This is a genomic window from Mycolicibacter senuensis (assembly GCF_003284925.1).
Classification (GTDB): domain Bacteria; phylum Actinomycetota; class Actinomycetes; order Mycobacteriales; family Mycobacteriaceae; genus Mycobacterium; species Mycobacterium algericum_A.
Genome location: NZ_QMEX01000089.1, coordinates 1 through 16084, shown reverse-complemented (window position 1 = coordinate 16084; position 16084 = coordinate 1). Strand labels below are relative to the sequence as shown.

Annotated in this window: 15 protein-coding genes and 1 pseudogene; 13 read left to right on the top strand and 3 right to left on the bottom strand. The window is 68.8% G+C overall.

From position 1 onward, the window contains the following. Positions 1-346 (bottom strand): annotated as a pseudogene (locus tag DQP56_RS17280) (hypothetical protein); the annotation flags it as partial. Positions 347-473: 127 nt separating this feature from the next. On the opposite strand from DQP56_RS17280, the gene trxA reads away from it, so the two are divergent. The 4 genes from trxA to DQP56_RS17260 all read left to right on the top strand — a co-directional run bounded on the left by trxA (position 474) and on the right by DQP56_RS17260 (position 3671). Beyond that, positions 474-848 carry a thioredoxin gene (gene trxA / locus DQP56_RS17275; RefSeq protein WP_112687456.1) on the top strand — a complete coding sequence of 125 codons (375 nt, stop codon included), beginning with the start codon at positions 474-476 and terminating at the stop codon, positions 846-848. Positions 849-874: 26 nt separating this feature from the next. Beyond that, entirely contained in the window at positions 875-1705 is an 831-nt protein-coding gene (locus tag DQP56_RS17270; RefSeq protein WP_112687454.1) for an enoyl-CoA hydratase, read from the top strand. 16 nt (positions 1706-1721) lie between these two features. Further along, positions 1722-3359, top strand: coding sequence for an ABC-F family ATP-binding cassette domain-containing protein (locus DQP56_RS17265; RefSeq protein WP_112687452.1), 1638 nt, complete (start codon positions 1722-1724; stop codon positions 3357-3359). A 114-nt stretch (positions 3360-3473) separates the two neighbouring features. Next, positions 3474-3671, top strand: a complete 198-nt coding sequence (locus tag DQP56_RS17260) for a helix-turn-helix domain-containing protein (protein WP_112687450.1) — start codon at positions 3474-3476, stop codon at positions 3669-3671. Positions 3672-3678: 7 nt separating this feature from the next. On the opposite strand, the gene DQP56_RS17255 is transcribed toward DQP56_RS17260, so the two are convergent. After that, positions 3679-4242, bottom strand: coding sequence for a TetR/AcrR family transcriptional regulator (locus DQP56_RS17255; protein WP_083039527.1), 564 nt, complete (start codon positions 4240-4242; stop codon positions 3679-3681). A gap of 24 nt (positions 4243-4266) precedes the next feature. Further along, on the bottom strand, positions 4267-7071 hold the full coding sequence (gene acnA, locus DQP56_RS17250; protein WP_286167779.1) for an aconitate hydratase AcnA: 2805 nt from the start codon (positions 7069-7071) through the stop codon (positions 4267-4269). A 196-nt stretch (positions 7072-7267) separates the two neighbouring features. Between acnA and DQP56_RS17245 the strand changes: the two genes are divergently transcribed. The 9 genes from DQP56_RS17245 to DQP56_RS17205 all read left to right on the top strand — a co-directional run. Further along, positions 7268-7774: an Rv1476 family membrane protein gene (locus tag DQP56_RS17245; protein ID WP_353617178.1), complete on the top strand. Its 507-nt coding sequence runs from the start codon at positions 7268-7270 to the stop codon at positions 7772-7774. Between the two features lie 243 nt (positions 7775-8017). After that, a complete protein-coding gene (gene ripA / locus DQP56_RS17240) occupies positions 8018-9436 on the top strand; it encodes an NlpC/P60 family peptidoglycan endopeptidase RipA (protein ID WP_112687446.1) in 1419 nt (472 codons plus the stop codon). A 50-nt stretch (positions 9437-9486) separates the two neighbouring features. After that, on the top strand, positions 9487-10149 hold the full coding sequence (gene ripB, locus DQP56_RS17235; RefSeq protein ID WP_435673877.1) for an NlpC/P60 family peptidoglycan endopeptidase RipB: 663 nt from the start codon (positions 9487-9489) through the stop codon (positions 10147-10149). Positions 10150-10282: 133 nt separating this feature from the next. After that, positions 10283-11392 carry a chaperone MoxR1 gene (gene moxR1 / locus DQP56_RS17230; RefSeq protein WP_112687460.1) on the top strand — a complete coding sequence of 370 codons (1110 nt, stop codon included), beginning with the start codon at positions 10283-10285 and terminating at the stop codon, positions 11390-11392. Positions 11393-11451: 59 nt separating this feature from the next. Further along, positions 11452-12363: a DUF58 domain-containing protein gene (locus DQP56_RS17225; protein WP_112687458.1), complete on the top strand. Its 912-nt coding sequence runs from the start codon at positions 11452-11454 to the stop codon at positions 12361-12363. Positions 12364-12460: 97 nt separating this feature from the next. Further along, on the top strand, positions 12461-13468 hold the full coding sequence (locus DQP56_RS17220; RefSeq protein ID WP_112687442.1) for a VWA domain-containing protein: 1008 nt from the start codon (positions 12461-12463) through the stop codon (positions 13466-13468). 95 nt (positions 13469-13563) lie between these two features. Next, positions 13564-14307 (top strand): 3-oxoacyl-ACP reductase FabG1, encoded by a 744-nt coding sequence (gene fabG1, locus DQP56_RS17215; RefSeq protein ID WP_205868905.1) that lies wholly within the window; start codon positions 13564-13566, stop codon positions 14305-14307. A gap of 25 nt (positions 14308-14332) precedes the next feature. Next, positions 14333-15142, top strand: coding sequence for an NADH-dependent enoyl-ACP reductase InhA (gene inhA / locus DQP56_RS17210; protein WP_083039501.1), 810 nt, complete (start codon positions 14333-14335; stop codon positions 15140-15142). Positions 15143-15153: 11 nt separating this feature from the next. After that, on the top strand, positions 15154-16084 hold a 931-nt coding region (locus DQP56_RS17205; RefSeq protein ID WP_112687438.1), incomplete at its 3' end, for a ferrochelatase.

Sequence of the window (16084 nt, the reverse complement as noted above, 5' to 3'; positions counted from 1 at the left end):
TGTCGGCGGGGCTGCTGTCGGTTGCGGCGCCGGCCTTGACGCAGGTGCCGGCGGTGATCTCGCCGAGCTGCGCGGGCACCGACTCGAAGACCTGGGTGGCCTCGGTCCAGCTGACCTTGGCCGTGCCGGCCGGCTGGCCCACCTCGAAGGTGTTACCCGACACCGAGGTGACCGGGCCGATGACGCGATCGCCCTGGGCGTGTGCCGGGGACGGGAGGACCAGTGCGGCGGCGAAGAGCGCGGCGGCGCCGGTGAGCGTGCGGATCGCCGGTGCGGAAGTGCTGGGGCGGGCGGGCATCAGTATTTCTCCGATCGTCGACGTCGGCGGCGGGGTGCCGCCGGACACGTGCTACCACCGTCAATGGTCGAGTTAGCGCGAAGCTAGCTCTGTGCTGTGAGCCCGCTGTGAAGCGGTGCTCCATTTCCCGGCGGTGGCCGGGAACACCGCGGGAGGCCCGGGCGTTGGCCCCATCATGGCAACTCAAGACCTGACCGCAGCGAAATTCGAAGAAACCATCGCCGACAACGACATCGTGCTGGTCGATTTCTGGGCCTCCTGGTGCGGGCCGTGCAAGGCCTTCGCGCCGACGTTCGAGTCGGCCTCGGAGAACCACCCCGACGTGGTGTTCGCCAAGGTGGACACCGAGGCCGAACAGCAATTGGCCGCCGCCGCCCAGATCCGGTCCATCCCCACCCTGATGGCGTTCAAGAAGGGCACGCTGGTGTTCAACCAGGCCGGCGCGCTGCCCCCGGCGGCACTTGAGCACCTGGTTCAGCAGGTGAAGGACCTCGATGTGGAGGCCGCGCTGGCCGCGCAGGCCCAGCAGGACAAGCCCGACCAGGTCTGAGGCGCGGCACGCGATAGCGTGCATCCGTGTCTACCGCTGAGTCCGGCTCGGAATTCGTCCTCGTCGACCGCCCGCGCCCGCAGGTCGCCCTGATCACGCTGAACCGCCCGGAGCGGATGAACTCGATGGCGTTCGACGTCATGGTGCCGCTGCGCGAGGTGCTGGGGCAGATCGGCTACGACAACTCGGTGCGCGTGGTGGTGCTCACCGGCGCGGGCCGGGGGTTCTCCTCGGGGGCCGACCACAAGTCCGCCGGTTCGGTGCCGCACGTGGCCGGGCTGACCCGGCCGAGTTTCGGGCTGCGCTCGATGGAACTGCTCGACGACATCATCCTGGGGTTCCGGCGGCTGCACCAGCCGGTGATCGCGGCGGTCAACGGCGCGGCCATCGGCGGCGGGCTCTGCCTGGCCCTGGCAGCCGACATCCGGGTCGCCGCGACCGGCGCCTACTTCCGGGCGGCCGGGATCAACAACGGCCTCACGGCCAGCGAACTGGGGCTGAGTTATCTGCTGCCGCGTGCGATCGGGGCGTCGCGGGCCTTCGAGATCATGCTCACCGGCCGTGATGTCGACGCCGCGGAGGCGGAGCGAATCGGCTTGGTCTCCCAGGTGGTGGAGCAGTCGGCGCTGCTGGACACCTGCTATGACATGGCCGAGCGGATCGCCGGTTTCTCCCGGCCGGGCACCGAACTGACCAAGCGGACGTTATGGAGCGGACTCGACGCCGGTAGTCTGGAGGGGCACATGCAGGCCGAGGGGCTCGGACAGCTCTACGTGCGCCTGCTGACCAGCAACTTCGAGGAAGCCGTCGCTGCGCGCGCCGAGAAGCGCCCACCGGTCTTCACCGACGACAAATAGCAACAGGAGTACGCGCGTGATTACCGCAACGGGCCTGGAGGTCCGCGCCGGCGCGCGCACGCTGCTCGACTCGGTGGACTCGGTGTTGCGGGTGCAGCCCGGCGACCGGATCGGGCTGGTCGGCCGCAACGGCGCCGGCAAGACGACCACGCTGCGCATCCTCGCCGGTGAGGGCGAGCCCTACGCGGGCACCATCACCCGCACCGGTGAGGTCGGTTACCTGCCGCAGGATCCGCGTGAGGGCAATCTCGATGTGCTGGCCCGGGATCGGGTGCTGTCGGCGCGCGGTCTCGACACCATCCTGGTCGACCTGGAAAAGCAGCAGGTGTTGATGGCCGAAGTCGTCGACGACGCCGAGCGCGACCGTGCCATCCGCCGCTACGGCCAACTCGAGGAGCGGTTCGCCGCGCTGGGCGGCTATGCCGCCGAGAGCGAGGCGGGCCGGATCTGCACCAGCCTGGGCCTGCAGGAGCGGGTGCTGACCCAGCCGCTGCGCACCCTGTCCGGCGGCCAGCGCCGCCGGGTGGAGTTGGCCCGCATTCTGTTCGCCGCCGGCGAGGGTGGTTCCGGCGGCGCCGGTTCGGACACCACGCTGCTGCTCGACGAACCGACCAACCACCTCGACGCCGATTCGATCGGCTGGCTGCGCGACTTCTTGAAGGGCCACAGCGGGGGACTGGTGCTGATCAGTCACGACGTGGATCTGCTGGCCGACGTGGTCAACCGGGTGTGGTTTCTCGACGCGGTGCGCGGTGAGGCCGACATCTACAACATGGGCTGGCAGAAGTACCTCGACGCCCGGGCCACCGATGAGCAGCGCCGCCGCCGCGAGCGCGCCAACGCCGAACGCAAGGTCGCCGCGCTGCGCACCCAGGCGGCGAAGCTGGGCGCCAAGGCCACCAAAGCCGTTGCCGCACAGAACATGCTGCGCCGCGCCGATCGGATGTTGGCCGCCCTGGACGAGGAACGCGTCGCCGACAAGGTGGCCCGGATCAAGTTCCCGACGCCGGCCGCGTGCGGAAAAACGCCGCTGATGGCCAGTGGGCTGACCAAGATGTACGGCTCGCTGGAGGTGTTCAGCGGCGTGGACCTGGCGATCGACCGGGGATCGCGGGTGGTCGTGCTGGGCCTCAACGGCGCCGGCAAGACCACGCTGCTGCGGGTGCTGGCCGGGGTGGAAACCCCCGATGCCGGTCAGCTCGAGCCCGGGCACGGCTGCAAGATCGGCTATTTCGCCCAGGAACACGACACCATCGACAACGCAGCGACGGTGTGGGAGAACACAGTTCACGCCGCACCGGACACCTCCGAGCAGGATCTGCGCGGACTGCTGGGCGCGTTCATGTTCACCGGCGCGCAGCTGGACCAGCCGGCCGGCACGCTGTCCGGCGGTGAGAAGACCCGGCTGGCGCTGGCCGGGCTGGTGGCGTCGGCCGCCAATGTGCTGCTGCTCGACGAGCCGACCAACAACCTCGACCCCGCCTCGCGGGAACAGGTGCTCGACGCGCTGCGCAGCTACACCGGGGCCGTCGTGCTGGTCACCCATGATCCGGGGGCGGCCGAGGCGCTCGACCCGCAGCGGGTGGTGTTGCTGCCCGACGGCACCGAGGACCACTGGTCGGCCGACTACCGTGATCTGATCGAGCTGGCCTGAACCACCGCCGGCCGTGCCGCACCGGATCCCCGGGATTTCAGCAAAACTCGCCCGGTATCGCCGATGCCTTCTTACGCTGAAGCCGTTGACTCAGCGAGGGGATGGTGAGGGGACGTGGCGACGACGAAGCCGGACAAGCTGCGCGACCGGCAGCTGGTCGAGTTGCGCAACGCCTACGAGGGCGGGGCCAGCATCCGCAGCCTGGCGGCGTCCACCGGGCGATCGTACGGCTCCGTGCACAGCATGCTGCGGGAGTCGGGTGTCGCGATGCGCAGCCGCGGCGGTCCCAATCACCGCACCCGGTCGCGCTAGCGGCGCATCAGCGCTGCCGCACCGAAGCCTCTACCAGGTCGAGGACCGCGGACAACCGTTGCGGGTCCTCGCCGGAGGCCAGCCGTGCCACCAGGCCGTCGAGCACCAGGTCCAGATAGGTATGCAGCACGTCGGCGGGAACGTCGTCGCGCAGCCGGCCGGCCTGCTTCTGCCGATTCAGCCGATCCGTTGTGGCAGCGGACAATTCGGCTGACCGCTCCGCCCAGCCGCGGCTGAACTCCGGGTCATGGCGCAGTTTGCGCGCGATCTCCAGCCGGGTGGCCAGCCAGTCGTACTGCTCGGGGGCGGCCAGCATGTCCCGCATCACGCCGATCAGGCCCTCGCGGGCGGCCACCTCCGCCATCTGCGCGGCGTCCTCTTGGGCCAGCTCGAAGAACAGCGTGTCCTTGTCACGGAAGTGATGGAAGATCGCCCCCCGCGACAGCCCGACCGTCTGCTCCAGACGGCGCACCGTGGCCCCGTCGTAGCCGTAGGCGGCGAAGCACCGCCGCGCGCCATCGAGGATCTGGCGGCGCCGGGCCGCCAGGTGATCCTCGCTGACCCTGGGCATCAGCTCACCCGTCGCCTACGCCGGTTACTTCGACCTGAGCATGTTGCGCAGCACGTATTGCAGGATGCCGCCGTTGCGGTAGTAGTCGGCCTCGCCCGGGGTGTCGATGCGCACCACCGCGTCGAACTCGACTGCAGATCCGTCAGCTTTCGTAGCCTTGACGTGCACCGTCTTCGGCGTCTTGCCCTGGTTGAGTTCCTCGATACCGGTGATGTCGAAGACCTCCGTGCCGTCCAGCTTCAGCGACGCCGCGGACTCACCGGCGGGGAACTGCAGCGGGATCACCCCCATACCGATCAGGTTGGAACGGTGGATGCGCTCGAACGACTCGGTGATCACCGCCCGCACCCCCAACAGCACGGTGCCCTTGGCGGCCCAGTCGCGCGAGGACCCGGAGCCGTACTCCTTGCCGCCCAGCACGACCAGCGGAATATTCTGCGCCGCATAGTTCTGCGCGGCATCGAAGATGAAGGCCTGCGGGCCGCCCTCCTGGGTGAAGTCGCGGGTGTAGCCGCCGGACACGACTTCCCCCAATCCGGCGAGCACCTGGTTGCTGAGCCGGATGTTGGCGAACGTGCCGCGGATCATCACCTCGTGGTTGCCGCGCCGCGAGCCCAGCGAGTTGTAGTCGCGCGGGCTGACACCGTTGGCCTCGAGGTACTGGGCCGCCGGGGTGCCCTTCTTGATCGCGCCGGCGGGCGAGATGTGGTCGGTGGTGACCGAATCTCCCAGCAGCGCAAGCACTCGGGCGCCGGTGATGTCGGCCACCGGCGCCGGTTCGGCGGGCATACCGTCGAAGTACGGTGCCTTGCGCACGTAGGTCGACTTCTCGTCCCAGGCGAAGGTGTTGCCCTCCGGCGTCGGCAGTGAGCGCCAGCGCTCGTCACCTTTGAACACGTCGGCGTAGGACTTGGTGAACATGTCGCGGTCGATCGAGGAGGCGATGGTCTCCTGGATCTCAGCGGTGGAGGGCCAGATGTCCTTCAAGAAGACGTCGTTGCCCTCGGAGTCGCGCCCCAGCGGCTGGGTCTCGAAGTCGAAGTCCATGGTGCCGGCGATGGCGTAGGCGATGACCAGCGGCGGCGAAGCCAGGTAGTTCATCTTCACGTCCGGCTGGATGCGGCCCTCGAAGTTGCGGTTACCCGAGAGCACCGCCGTCACCGACAGGTCGTTGTCGTTGATGGCCCTCGAGATCTCATCGGGCAGCGGCCCGGTGTTGCCGATGCAGGTGGTGCAGCCGTAGCCGCCCAGGTAGAAGCCGAGCTTCTCCAGGTAGGGCCACAGGCCGGCCTTGTTGTAGTAGTCGGTCACCACCTGCGAGCCCGGCGCCATGTTGGTCTTGACCCACGGTTTGGAGGTCAGCCCCTTCTCGACGGCCTTCTTCGCCAACAGCGCGGCCCCCAGCATCACCTCGGGGTTGGAGGTGTTGGTGCACGAGGTGATGCCGGCGACGACGACGGCGCCGTGGTCGAGCACGAAGTCACCGTGCTCGGCCGAGGACACCTTGACCGGCTTGCTGGGCCGGCCGTCGCAGTTCTGCGCCGCCGACGGCACCGCCGCGTCGTCGTCGGCGAACGACAGCACCGCGGGGTCGGATGCGGGGAACGATTCGGCCACGGCCTCGTCGAGCTGGCTGTGCGGGGCGTCGCTGTCCTCACCGACGTAGTTGTGAATGTCTTTGCGGAACGCGGTTTTCGCGTCGGAGAGCTCGATGCGGTCCTGCGGGCGCTTCGGCCCGGCGATCGAGGGAACGACGGTGCCCAGGTCCAGCTCGATGTACTCGGAGTAGGCCGGCTCGCGAGCCGGGTCGTGCCACATGCCCTGCGCCTTGGCGTAGGCCTCCACCAGCGCCAGTTGCTGCTCGCTGCGCCCGGTCAGCCGCAGGTAGTTGATCGTCTCGGCATCGATCGGGAAAATCGCTGCGGTGGAACCGAATTCGGGGCTCATGTTGCCCAGGGTGGCGCGGTTGGCCAGCGGCACCTCGGCCACGCCCTTGCCGTAGAACTCGACGAACTTGCCCACCACGCCGTGGCGGCGCAGCATGTCGGTGACGGTCAGCACCACGTCGGTGGCGGTCACGCCCGGCTTGATCTCACCGGTCAGCTTGAACCCGACCACCCGGGGGATCAGCATCGACACCGGCTGGCCCAGCATGGCGGCCTCGGCCTCGATGCCGCCGACGCCCCAGCCCAGCACCCCGAGGCCGTTGACCATGGTGGTGTGGCTGTCGGTGCCAACACAGGTGTCCGGGTACGCCACCCCGTCGCGCACCATCACGGTGCGGGCCAGGTACTCGATGTTGACCTGGTGGACGATGCCGGTGCCCGGCGGCACCACCTTGAAGTCGTCGAAGGCGCCCTGGCCCCAGCGCAGGAATTGGTAGCGCTCGCCGTTGCGCTGGTACTCCAGCTCCACGTTGCGCTCGAATGCGTCGGCGCGCCCGAAGACGTCCAGGATCACCGAGTGGTCGATCACCAGCTCGGCCGGGGCCAGCGGGTTGACCTTCTCGGGGTCACCGCCCAGCTCCGCGACGGCTTCGCGCATGGTGGCCAGGTCGACGATGCAGGGCACACCGGTGAAGTCCTGCATGACCACCCGGGCGGGGGTGAACTGGATCTCGACGCTGGGCTCGGCGGCCGGGTCCCAGTTGGCGATCGCGTTGATGTGCTCTTTGGTGATGTTGGCGCCGTCCTCGGTGCGCAGCAGGTTCTCGGCCAGCACCTTGAGGCTGTAGGGGAGTTTCTCGGTGCCGGGGACGGCGTCGAGGCGGTAGATCTGATATTCGTCATCCCCTACCGTCAGGGTGTCGCGGGCTCCGAACGAATTCAGCGAATCTTTGCTGGTCACTTCCACTCCCCGAGATCGAGTTCTCCTCCATCGACGGGTCCGCGCCGACGGGCGTCACAAACCCTAACAGTACGGTTGTCCTGTATAAAGTAAGGTTCACCTCACCTGGTGAGGGTTGATACCGTCATCGCTCGTGACCACCCCGCATCCGCCGGCCTACATTCCCGGCGAGCTCTGCATCGCCGTCGGTCTCGACCCGTCCACCCCGCCGGATGCCTGCATGGCGCTGGTGAAGGTCGCCGTGGCCGCCGACGGGGTGAGCGCGCCGGCCGCCGACGTACCGGCCCTGCGCGAGGTGGTGGCCGATGCGGCCCGCGACGGCATCGACCTCAAGATCGTCGAGGTCGCCCGCAACCCCGGGATGGACACCGCGCTGCGCGACGTCGCCACGGTGGTCGGCTACGACTACCCGGATTCCACCGTGCTGGTGCTCAGTACCACTTACGTCGGCAGCTACAGCGGCCAGTTCCACCGATCGAAATTGGAGGCCGCCGAGGACCACGCCAAAACCGGCGACCCGGTGACCTCCGCGCAGAATTTCCTGCATGAATTGACCACCCCCGATCTGCCGTGGACGGGGCTGACGGTGGCATTGCTCATCGCGGTGGCTGCCGCGGCCGTCGGCACCCGCGTTCTGCAGCGGCGCAGCAAACGTGCCTTCGACAGCGGCGAGGTCACCGAGTAGCGGCTTGCGCTGCGAAAACCCAGCGTCTCGGGCGAGGGATGGCGGCTGTCATTTGCGCTGCGGCAAATAGCTAGGTCACCAATTGGTCACAACCGGCTTAATTACAATAACGTAGTTTGTTACTAACGTTTCTCCAGTGACTGATGTGACGTATGGTTCAAAAGGCGCAGCTGTTGCAACAGTGCTTTGCCGCCGGTCGAAGCGCGGCGCCGCCTGCCGAGAGTCCGAGGAGATCCAAGCCGAATGAGACGCATCCGCTGTGGCTCCGATGGCACTGTCCTCGAGCGGGTCGTCAAGCTCCGGCCGGCCGCGGCATCGGTGCTGACGACCGCGATGCTGCTGGGCACGCCCGGGCTGGCGGCCGCCGTACCCACCCCCGACCCGGACGGAATCGCCCGGCTGATCGCCGACGTCGCCGAGGCCAACCAGCAGCTGCAGGATCTGGGCGCCCAGATCGCCCAACAGAAGGAAGGCGTCAACAAGGCGCTGGTGGACCTGCAGACCGCCCGCGAGGACGCGACCGCCGCCCAACAGGAGGTGGAGGCCGGCCGGCAGGCGATCGCCGATGCCGACGCCGCGATCGTCGCCGCCCAGCGGCGGTTCAACACCTTCGCCGCGTCGACCTACGTCAATGGCCCGTCGGAGAGTTACCTGACCGCGCGCGACCCGTCGGAGCTGATCGCCACCGCGGCCGCCGGCCAGACGCTGGTGCTCAGTTCCCAACAGGCGCTGGACAACCTCAAGCGGGCCCGCACCGAGCAACTGAACAAGGAGTCGGCCGCCCGGCTGGCCAAGCAGAAGGCCGACCAGGCGGTCGCCAACGCGCAGGCCAGCCAGGACGACGCGGTGGCCACGCTCACCGACACCCAGCGCAAGTTCGGCGAACAGCAGGCCGAGATCGATCGGTTGGCCGCGCAGCGCAACGAGGCCCAGGCCAAGCTCGCCGCCGCCCGCGGCCAGCAGACGTCCCCGGCCGCCTCCGCCCCGTCCGGTGACCGGTGGGGCAATCCCGGCGACGCAGGCCCCGCGCCCGCCAAGCGGACCGACCAGTGGGACGGCCCCTGGGACCCGACGCTGCCGATGATTCCCAGCGCCAACGTCCCCGGCGACCCGATCGCCGTCATCAACCAGGTGCTCGGGATCTCGCAGACGTCGGCGCAGGTGACCTCGAACCTCGGCCGCCAGTTCCTGCAGTCGCTCGGGCTGGCCAAGCCCGAGGACTCCGGCATCAACAACGGCCGCATCCCGCGGGTGTACGGCAGGCAGGCCTCCGAATATGTGATCCGGCGCGGGATGTCGCAGCGCGGCGTGCCCTACTCGTGGGGCGGTGGCAACGCCGCGGGGCCGAGTCGCGGCATCGGATCCGGTTCGGGCACCGTGGGATTCGACTGCTCCGGGCTGATCCTGTACGCGTTCGCCGGGGTGGGCATCAAGCTGCCGCACTACTCGGGCTCGCAGTACAAGATGGGCCGCCAGATCCCGACGGCGATGGCGCGCCGCGGCGACGTCATCTTCTACGGGCCGGGTGGGAGCCAGCACGTGACGCTCTATCTCGGTAACGGCTTGATGTTGGAGGCCCCCGACGTGGGCCAGCCCGTGAAGGTGTCGCCGGTGCGTAAGAGCGGCATGACGCCCTTTGTAGTCCGATACATCGAATACTGACGGCGGAGCGAATGCGACAGATGGCAACACGTCTAGCCCGCGTCACCGGGATGCTGCTCATGGCGATCCCGGTGATGTTGAGTCTGGCCGGGCCGGCCGAGGCCGAACCCGGGTGGGACCCGACCCTGCCGGCGACGATCAGCGCCGGAGCGCCGGGTGACCCGCTGGCGATCGCCAACGCGTCGTTACAGGCCACCGCCCAGGCCACCCAGACCACGATGGACCTGGGCAAAAAGTTCTTGTCCGGCCTCGGCTTCAACGTCGGAGACGAGGCCGTCAGCAACGTCGCACCCGGCCGGCGGGTGCGGGGCCAGCAGGCCATCGAGTACGTCATCCGCCGCGCCGGCTCGCAGCGCGGGGTGCCCTACTCCTGGGGCGGCGGCTCGCTGACCGGGCCCAGTAAGGGCATCGACTCCGGGGCGGGCACGGTCGGCTTCGACTGCTCGGGACTGATGCGCTACGCCTTCGCCGGTGTCGGGGTGCTGATCCCACGGTTCTCCGGCGACCAGTACAACGCCGGCCGGCACATTCCACCCAGCCAGGCCCGCCGCGGCGACCTGATGTTCTGGGGTCCCGGCGGTGGTCAGCACGTCGCCATCTTCCTGGGCGGCGGCAAGATGCTGGAGGCCTCCGGCAGTGCCGGCAAGGTCGTCGTCAGCCCGGTGCGGACCGCCGGGATGACGCCGTATCTGACCCGGATCATCGAGTACTGACGCACCCGGGTGGGACCGTACGTCGACGGATGCTGTGATCCCTGGAATAGTGAAACGCGGGCACGACGCTGCCCCTCGGCTGGAGTGCCGTGCCAGCAGTTGTGTCTGACCGACCTTTGTGGAGGATTTCTCGATGACGTCATCGGATGGGACGCCCGCGGGCGCCAGCGGTTTCCCCGGCCCGGAGGGTGCCTCCAGCGCCGGCGCAGGCCTGGCCGCCGACGTACACGCACTGGAGCGGGCCATCTTCGAGGTCAAACGTGTCATCGTCGGGCAGGATCAGCTCGTCGAGCGCATCCTGGTCGGACTGCTGGCCCGGGGCCACGTGCTGCTCGAGGGCGTGCCCGGGGTGGCCAAGACGCTGGCCGTGGAGACCTTCGCCAAGGTGGTCGGCGGGTCGTTCGCCCGCATCCAGTTCACCCCGGACCTGGTCCCGACCGACATCATCGGGACCCGCATCTACCGGCAGGGCCGCGAGGAGTTCGACACCGAACTGGGGCCGGTGATGGTCAACTTCCTGCTGGCCGACGAGATCAACCGGGCGCCGGCCAAGGTGCAGTCGGCGCTGCTGGAGGTCATGCAGGAGCGCAAGGTGTCCATCGGCGGCAAGACGTTCGCCCTGCCCAACCCGTTCCTGGTGATGGCCACCCAGAACCCGATCGAGCACGAGGGCGTCTACCCGCTGCCGGAGGCGCAGCGCGACCGCTTCCTGTTCAAGATCAACGTCGGCTACCCGTCGCCGGAAGAGGAGCGCGAGATCATCTACCGGATGGGTGTCACCCCGCCGGAACCCAAGCAGATTCTCGGCACCGGTGACCTGCTGCGGTTGCAGGGCCTGGCGGCCAACAACTTCGTGCACCACGCGCTGGTCGACTACGTGGTGCGGGTGATCACCGCGACGCGGGTACCCGAGCAGTTCGGCATGCCGGATGTGAAGAACTGGCTGTCCTTCGGTGCCTCGCCGCGCGCTTCGCTGGGCATCATCGCCGCCTCCCGGGCGCTGGCTCTGGTGCGCGGCCGCGACTATGTGATCCCGCAGGACGTCATCGAGGTCATCCCCGACGTGCTGCGCCACCGGCTGGTGCTGTCCTACGACGCGCTCGCCGACGAGATCACCTCGGAGATCGTCATCAACCGGGTGCTGCAGACGGTGCCACTGCCGCAGGTGAACGCCGTTCCGCAGCAGCCGCACTCGGCGTCGCCGGGTGCCCCGACCGCGGCGGCTGTGGCCAGCGGTCGGTGAGCGACCCGGACACCGGGCAGCAAGCACCAGACCCGGGAACCAGCACCGCACCGCCGTCGATGCTGCGCGGGGGGATCCGCGATCCCAAATTGGCGGCCGCGCTGCGGACGCTTGAGCTGACCGTCAAACGCAAGCTCGACGGCGTGCTGCACGGCGATCACCTCGGGTTGATCCCCGGCCCGGGCTCCGAGCCGGGCGAATCGCGGCCCTACCAGCCGGGCGACGACGTGCGCCGGATGGACTGGTCGGTCACGGCCCGGACCACTCATCCGCACGTCCGGCAGATGATCGCCGACCGGGAGCTGGAGACCTGGCTGGTCGTCGATATGTCGGCCAGCATGGATTTCGGCACCGCCACCTGCGAGAAGCGCGACCTGGCGGTGGCCGCGGCCGCGGCCATCGTCTACCTCAACAGCGGCGGCGGTAACCGGCTGGGGGCCCTGGTGGCCAACGGCGACCAGGTGCTGCGGGTGCCGGCGCGCTCGGGGCGCAACCACGAGCAGACGCTGCTGCGCACCATCGCCACCATCCCGCGCGCGCCGGCCGGGGTTCGCGGCGATCTGGCCGCGGCGATCGACGCGCTGCGCCGGCCGGAACGCCGGCGCGGCATGGCCGTCGTCATCAGCGACTTTTTGGGTCCGATCAACTGGATGCGGCCACTGCGCGCGATCGCCGCCCGCCACGAGGTGCTCGGTATCGAGGTGCTCGACCCGCGCGACGTCGAACTGCCCGACGTCGGCGACGTGGTGCTGCAGGACACCGAATCGGGCGTCACCCGCGAGTTCACCATCGACGCCAAACTGCGCGACGACTTCGCGCGGGCCGCCGCCGCCCACCGCGCCGACGTCGCGCACGCGTTGCGCAGCTGTGGTGCGCCGTTGTTGTCACTGCGCACCGACCGCGACTGGATCGCCGACATCGTCCGATTCGTCGAGTCCCGCCGGCGCGGCGCGCTGGCGGGCGCGCCATGATGCTCACCTTCCCCCGGCGAGCAGACGTGAAAGCCCCGATTTCAGCCACTGAATGGGGGCTTTCGCGACTGTTCGCCGACCAAAAGACAGGTCTGCGATGACATTGCCGCTACTCGGGCCGATGACACTGTCCGGCTTCGCTCACCCATGGTTCTTCCTGTTCCTGTTCGTCGTCATGGGCCTGGTCGCGCTCTACATCCTGATGCAGGTGGCGCGCCAGCGACGGATCCTGCGGTTCGCCAACATGGAGCTGCTGGAGAGCGTGGCCCCCAAATCGCCGACGCGCTGGCGGCACCTGTCGGCGATACTGCTGATCTGCTCGCTGCTGCTGTTCACCGTCGCCATGGCCGGCCCGACCCACGACGTGAAGATCCCGCGCAACCGCGCGGTGGTGATGCTGGTGATCGACGTGTCCCAGTCGATGCGGGCCACCGACGTCGAACCGACCCGGCTGGCTGCGGCGCAGGAGGCCGGCAAGCAGTTCGCCGACGAGCTCACCCCCGGCATCAACCTGGGCCTGATCGCCTACGCCGGCACGGCGACCGTGCTGACCTCGCCCACCACCAACCGGGAGGCCACCAAGGCGGCGATCGACAAGCTGCAGCTGGCCGACCGGACCGCGACCGGGGAGGGCATCTTCACCGCGCTGCAGGCGATCGCCACCGTGGGAGCGGTCATCGGCGGCGGGGACACCCCACCGCCGGCCCGCATCGTGCTGCTGTCCGACGGCAAGGAGACCGTGCCGTCCAACCCGGACAACCCCAAGGGGTCGTTCACCGCGGCGCGTACCGCCAAGGACCAGGGCGTCCCGGTCTCGACCATCTCGTTCGGCACCGCCTACGGCTACGTCGAGATCAACGAGCAGCGCCAGCCGGTGCCCGTCGACGACGACTCGCTGAAGAAGATCGCCGACCTGTCCGGCGGCACCGCCTACACCGCCTCCAGCCTGGCCCAGCTCAAAGAGGTCTACGCGACCCTGCAGGACCAGATCGGCTTCGAAACCATCCGCGGCGACGCCAGCACCGGCTGGCTGCGGCTGGGCTCATTCATCCTGGCGCTGGCCGGGCTGGCCGCGCTGCTGCTGAACCGGCGGCTGCCCGCCTGAGTCGTCCATCATTCACGCTGCGCTCATGGCGCCAAAGTGCGAGTAGGCCGCGCCCTCAGCGCAGCGTCAACGGGTCGATTCGATAGGTTATGCCGGTGACTGACAGCCAAACGCCCGCAGCAAAGCCCCCGTTCGTGTCCCGTTCGGTCCTGGTCACCGGCGGTAACCGGGGGATCGGATTGGCGATCGCGCAGCGGCTGGCCGCCGACGGCCACAAGGTGGCGGTGACCCACCGCGGTTCCGGGGCGCCGGAAGGACTGTTCGGGGTGGTCTGCGATGTCACCGACAACGAGGCCGTCGACCGGGCGTTCAAAGAGGTCGAGGAGCACCAGGGCCCGGTGGAGGTGCTGGTGTCCAACGCCGGCATCTCCAAGGACGCCTTCCTGATGCGCATGACCGAGGAACGCTTCACCGAGGTCATCGACGCCAACCTGACCGGGGCGTTCCGGGTGGCCCAGCGCGCCTGCCGCAGCATGCAGCGCAAGCGGTTCGGCCGGATCATCTTCATCGGTTCCGTGTCGGGCATGTGGGGCATCGGCAACCAGGCCAACTATGCCGCCGCGAAGGCCGGTCTGATCGGCATGGCCCGCTCGATCTCGCGGGAACTGTCCAAGGCGGGCGTCACCGCCAACGTCGTCGCGCCCGGCTACATCGACACCGAGATGACCCGCGCGCTCGACGAGCGGATTCAGGCCGGTGCGCTGGAGTTCATCCCGGCCAAGCGCGTCGGCACCGCCGAAGAGGTCGCCGGGGCGGTCAGCTTCCTGGCGTCGGAGGATGCCGGCTACATCGCCGGCGCGGTGATCCCCGTCGACGGCGGCATGGGCATGGGCCACTGACGCCCCCGAGTGAAAAGGACTTGACATGGCAGGCATTCTCGAAGGCAAGCGGATCCTGGTCACCGGGATCATCACCGACTCCTCGATCGCATTCCACATCGCCAAACAAGCCCAGGAGGCCGGCGCGCAGCTGGTCTGCACCGGCTTCGACCGGCTGCGGCTGATCCAGCGCATCATCGATCGGCTCCCGGAGCCGGCGCCGCTGCTGGAACTCGACGTGCAGAACCAGGAGCACCTGGACACGCTGGCGGCACGCGTCACCGAAGTGATCGGGGAGGGCAACAAGCTCGACGGCGTGGTGCACTCGATCGGGTTCATGCCGCAGACCGGCATGGGCGTCAACCCGTTCTTCGACGCCCCGTATGAGGATGTCGCCAAGGGCATCCACATCTCGGCGTATTCCTATGCCTCACTGGCCAAGGCGACGCTGCCGATCATGAACCCCGGCGGGTCGATCGTCGGCATGGACTTCGACCCGACCCGGGCGATGCCGGCCTACAACTGGATGACGGTGGCCAAGAGCGCGCTGGAGTCGGTGAACCGCTTCGTCGCGCGGGAGGCCGGGCCGGCCGGCGTGCGGTCGAATCTGGTTGCGGCCGGCCCGATCCGCACCCTGGCTATGAGCGCCATCGTCGGCGGCGCGCTCGGCGAAGGCGCCGGCGAGCAGATCCGGCTGCTCGAAGAGGGCTGGGATCAGCGTGCCCCGGTCGGCTGGGACATGAAAGATCCCACCCCGGTGGCCAAGACCGTCTGCGCACTGCTGTCGGACTGGCTGCCCGCCACCACCGGCACCGTCATCTACGCCGACGGCGGCGCCCACACCCAGCTGCTCTAAACGGATTCCGGATGGACCTCGACGCCGTCCTGCTGCTGTCCTTCGGCGGACCCGAGGGACCCGAGCAGGTCCGGCCGTTCCTGGAGAACGTCACCCGCGGACGAAACATCCCGGCGGAGCGACTCGACGCGGTCGCACAGCACTATCTGCACTTCGGTGGGGTGTCGCCGATCAATGCGATCAACCGAGCGCTGGCCGACGCAATGCGCGCCGAATTGCCGGAATTGCCGGTCTATTTCGGTAACCGCAACTGGGAGCCCTTCGTCGAGGACACGGTCTCGGCGATGGCCGATGACGGGGTGCGCCGCGCCGCGGTGTTCGCCACCTCGGCCTGGGGCGGATATTCCGGCTGCGATCAGTACTCACAAGACATCGCCCGGGCACGGGCCGCCGTTGGTGAGCGCGCCCCGGAACTGATCAAACTGCGCCAGTACTTCGACCATCCGTTGTTCGTGGCGATGTTCGCCGAGGCGATCGCCGCCGCCGCCGCCACGCTGCCGGCCGGCCTGCGAGACACTGCCCGGCTGGTGTTCACCGCGCACTCGATACCGGTGGCCGCCGACGAACGCTACGGGCGGCGGCTCTACAGCCGCCAGGTCGCTCACGCGACCGCCCTGGTGGCGGCGGCGGCCGGATACACCGACTATGACCAGGTGTGGCAGTCACGCTCCGGGCCGCCGCAGGTGCCCTGGCTGGAGCCCGACGTCGAGGCGCATGTCGCCGTGCTCGCCGAATCGGGGATCCGCGCGGTGATCGTGTGCCCCATCGGATTTCTCAGCGACAACATCGAGGTGCTCTGGGATCTCGACACCGAGGTGCAAGAGCAGGCGCAGGCGGCCGGCATCGCCTACGCCCGCGCGGTCACCCCGAACGCGAATCCACGGTTGGCCCGGCTGGTGCGCGGGCTCATCGACGAACTGCGCGACGGCGGCGCACCCCAGC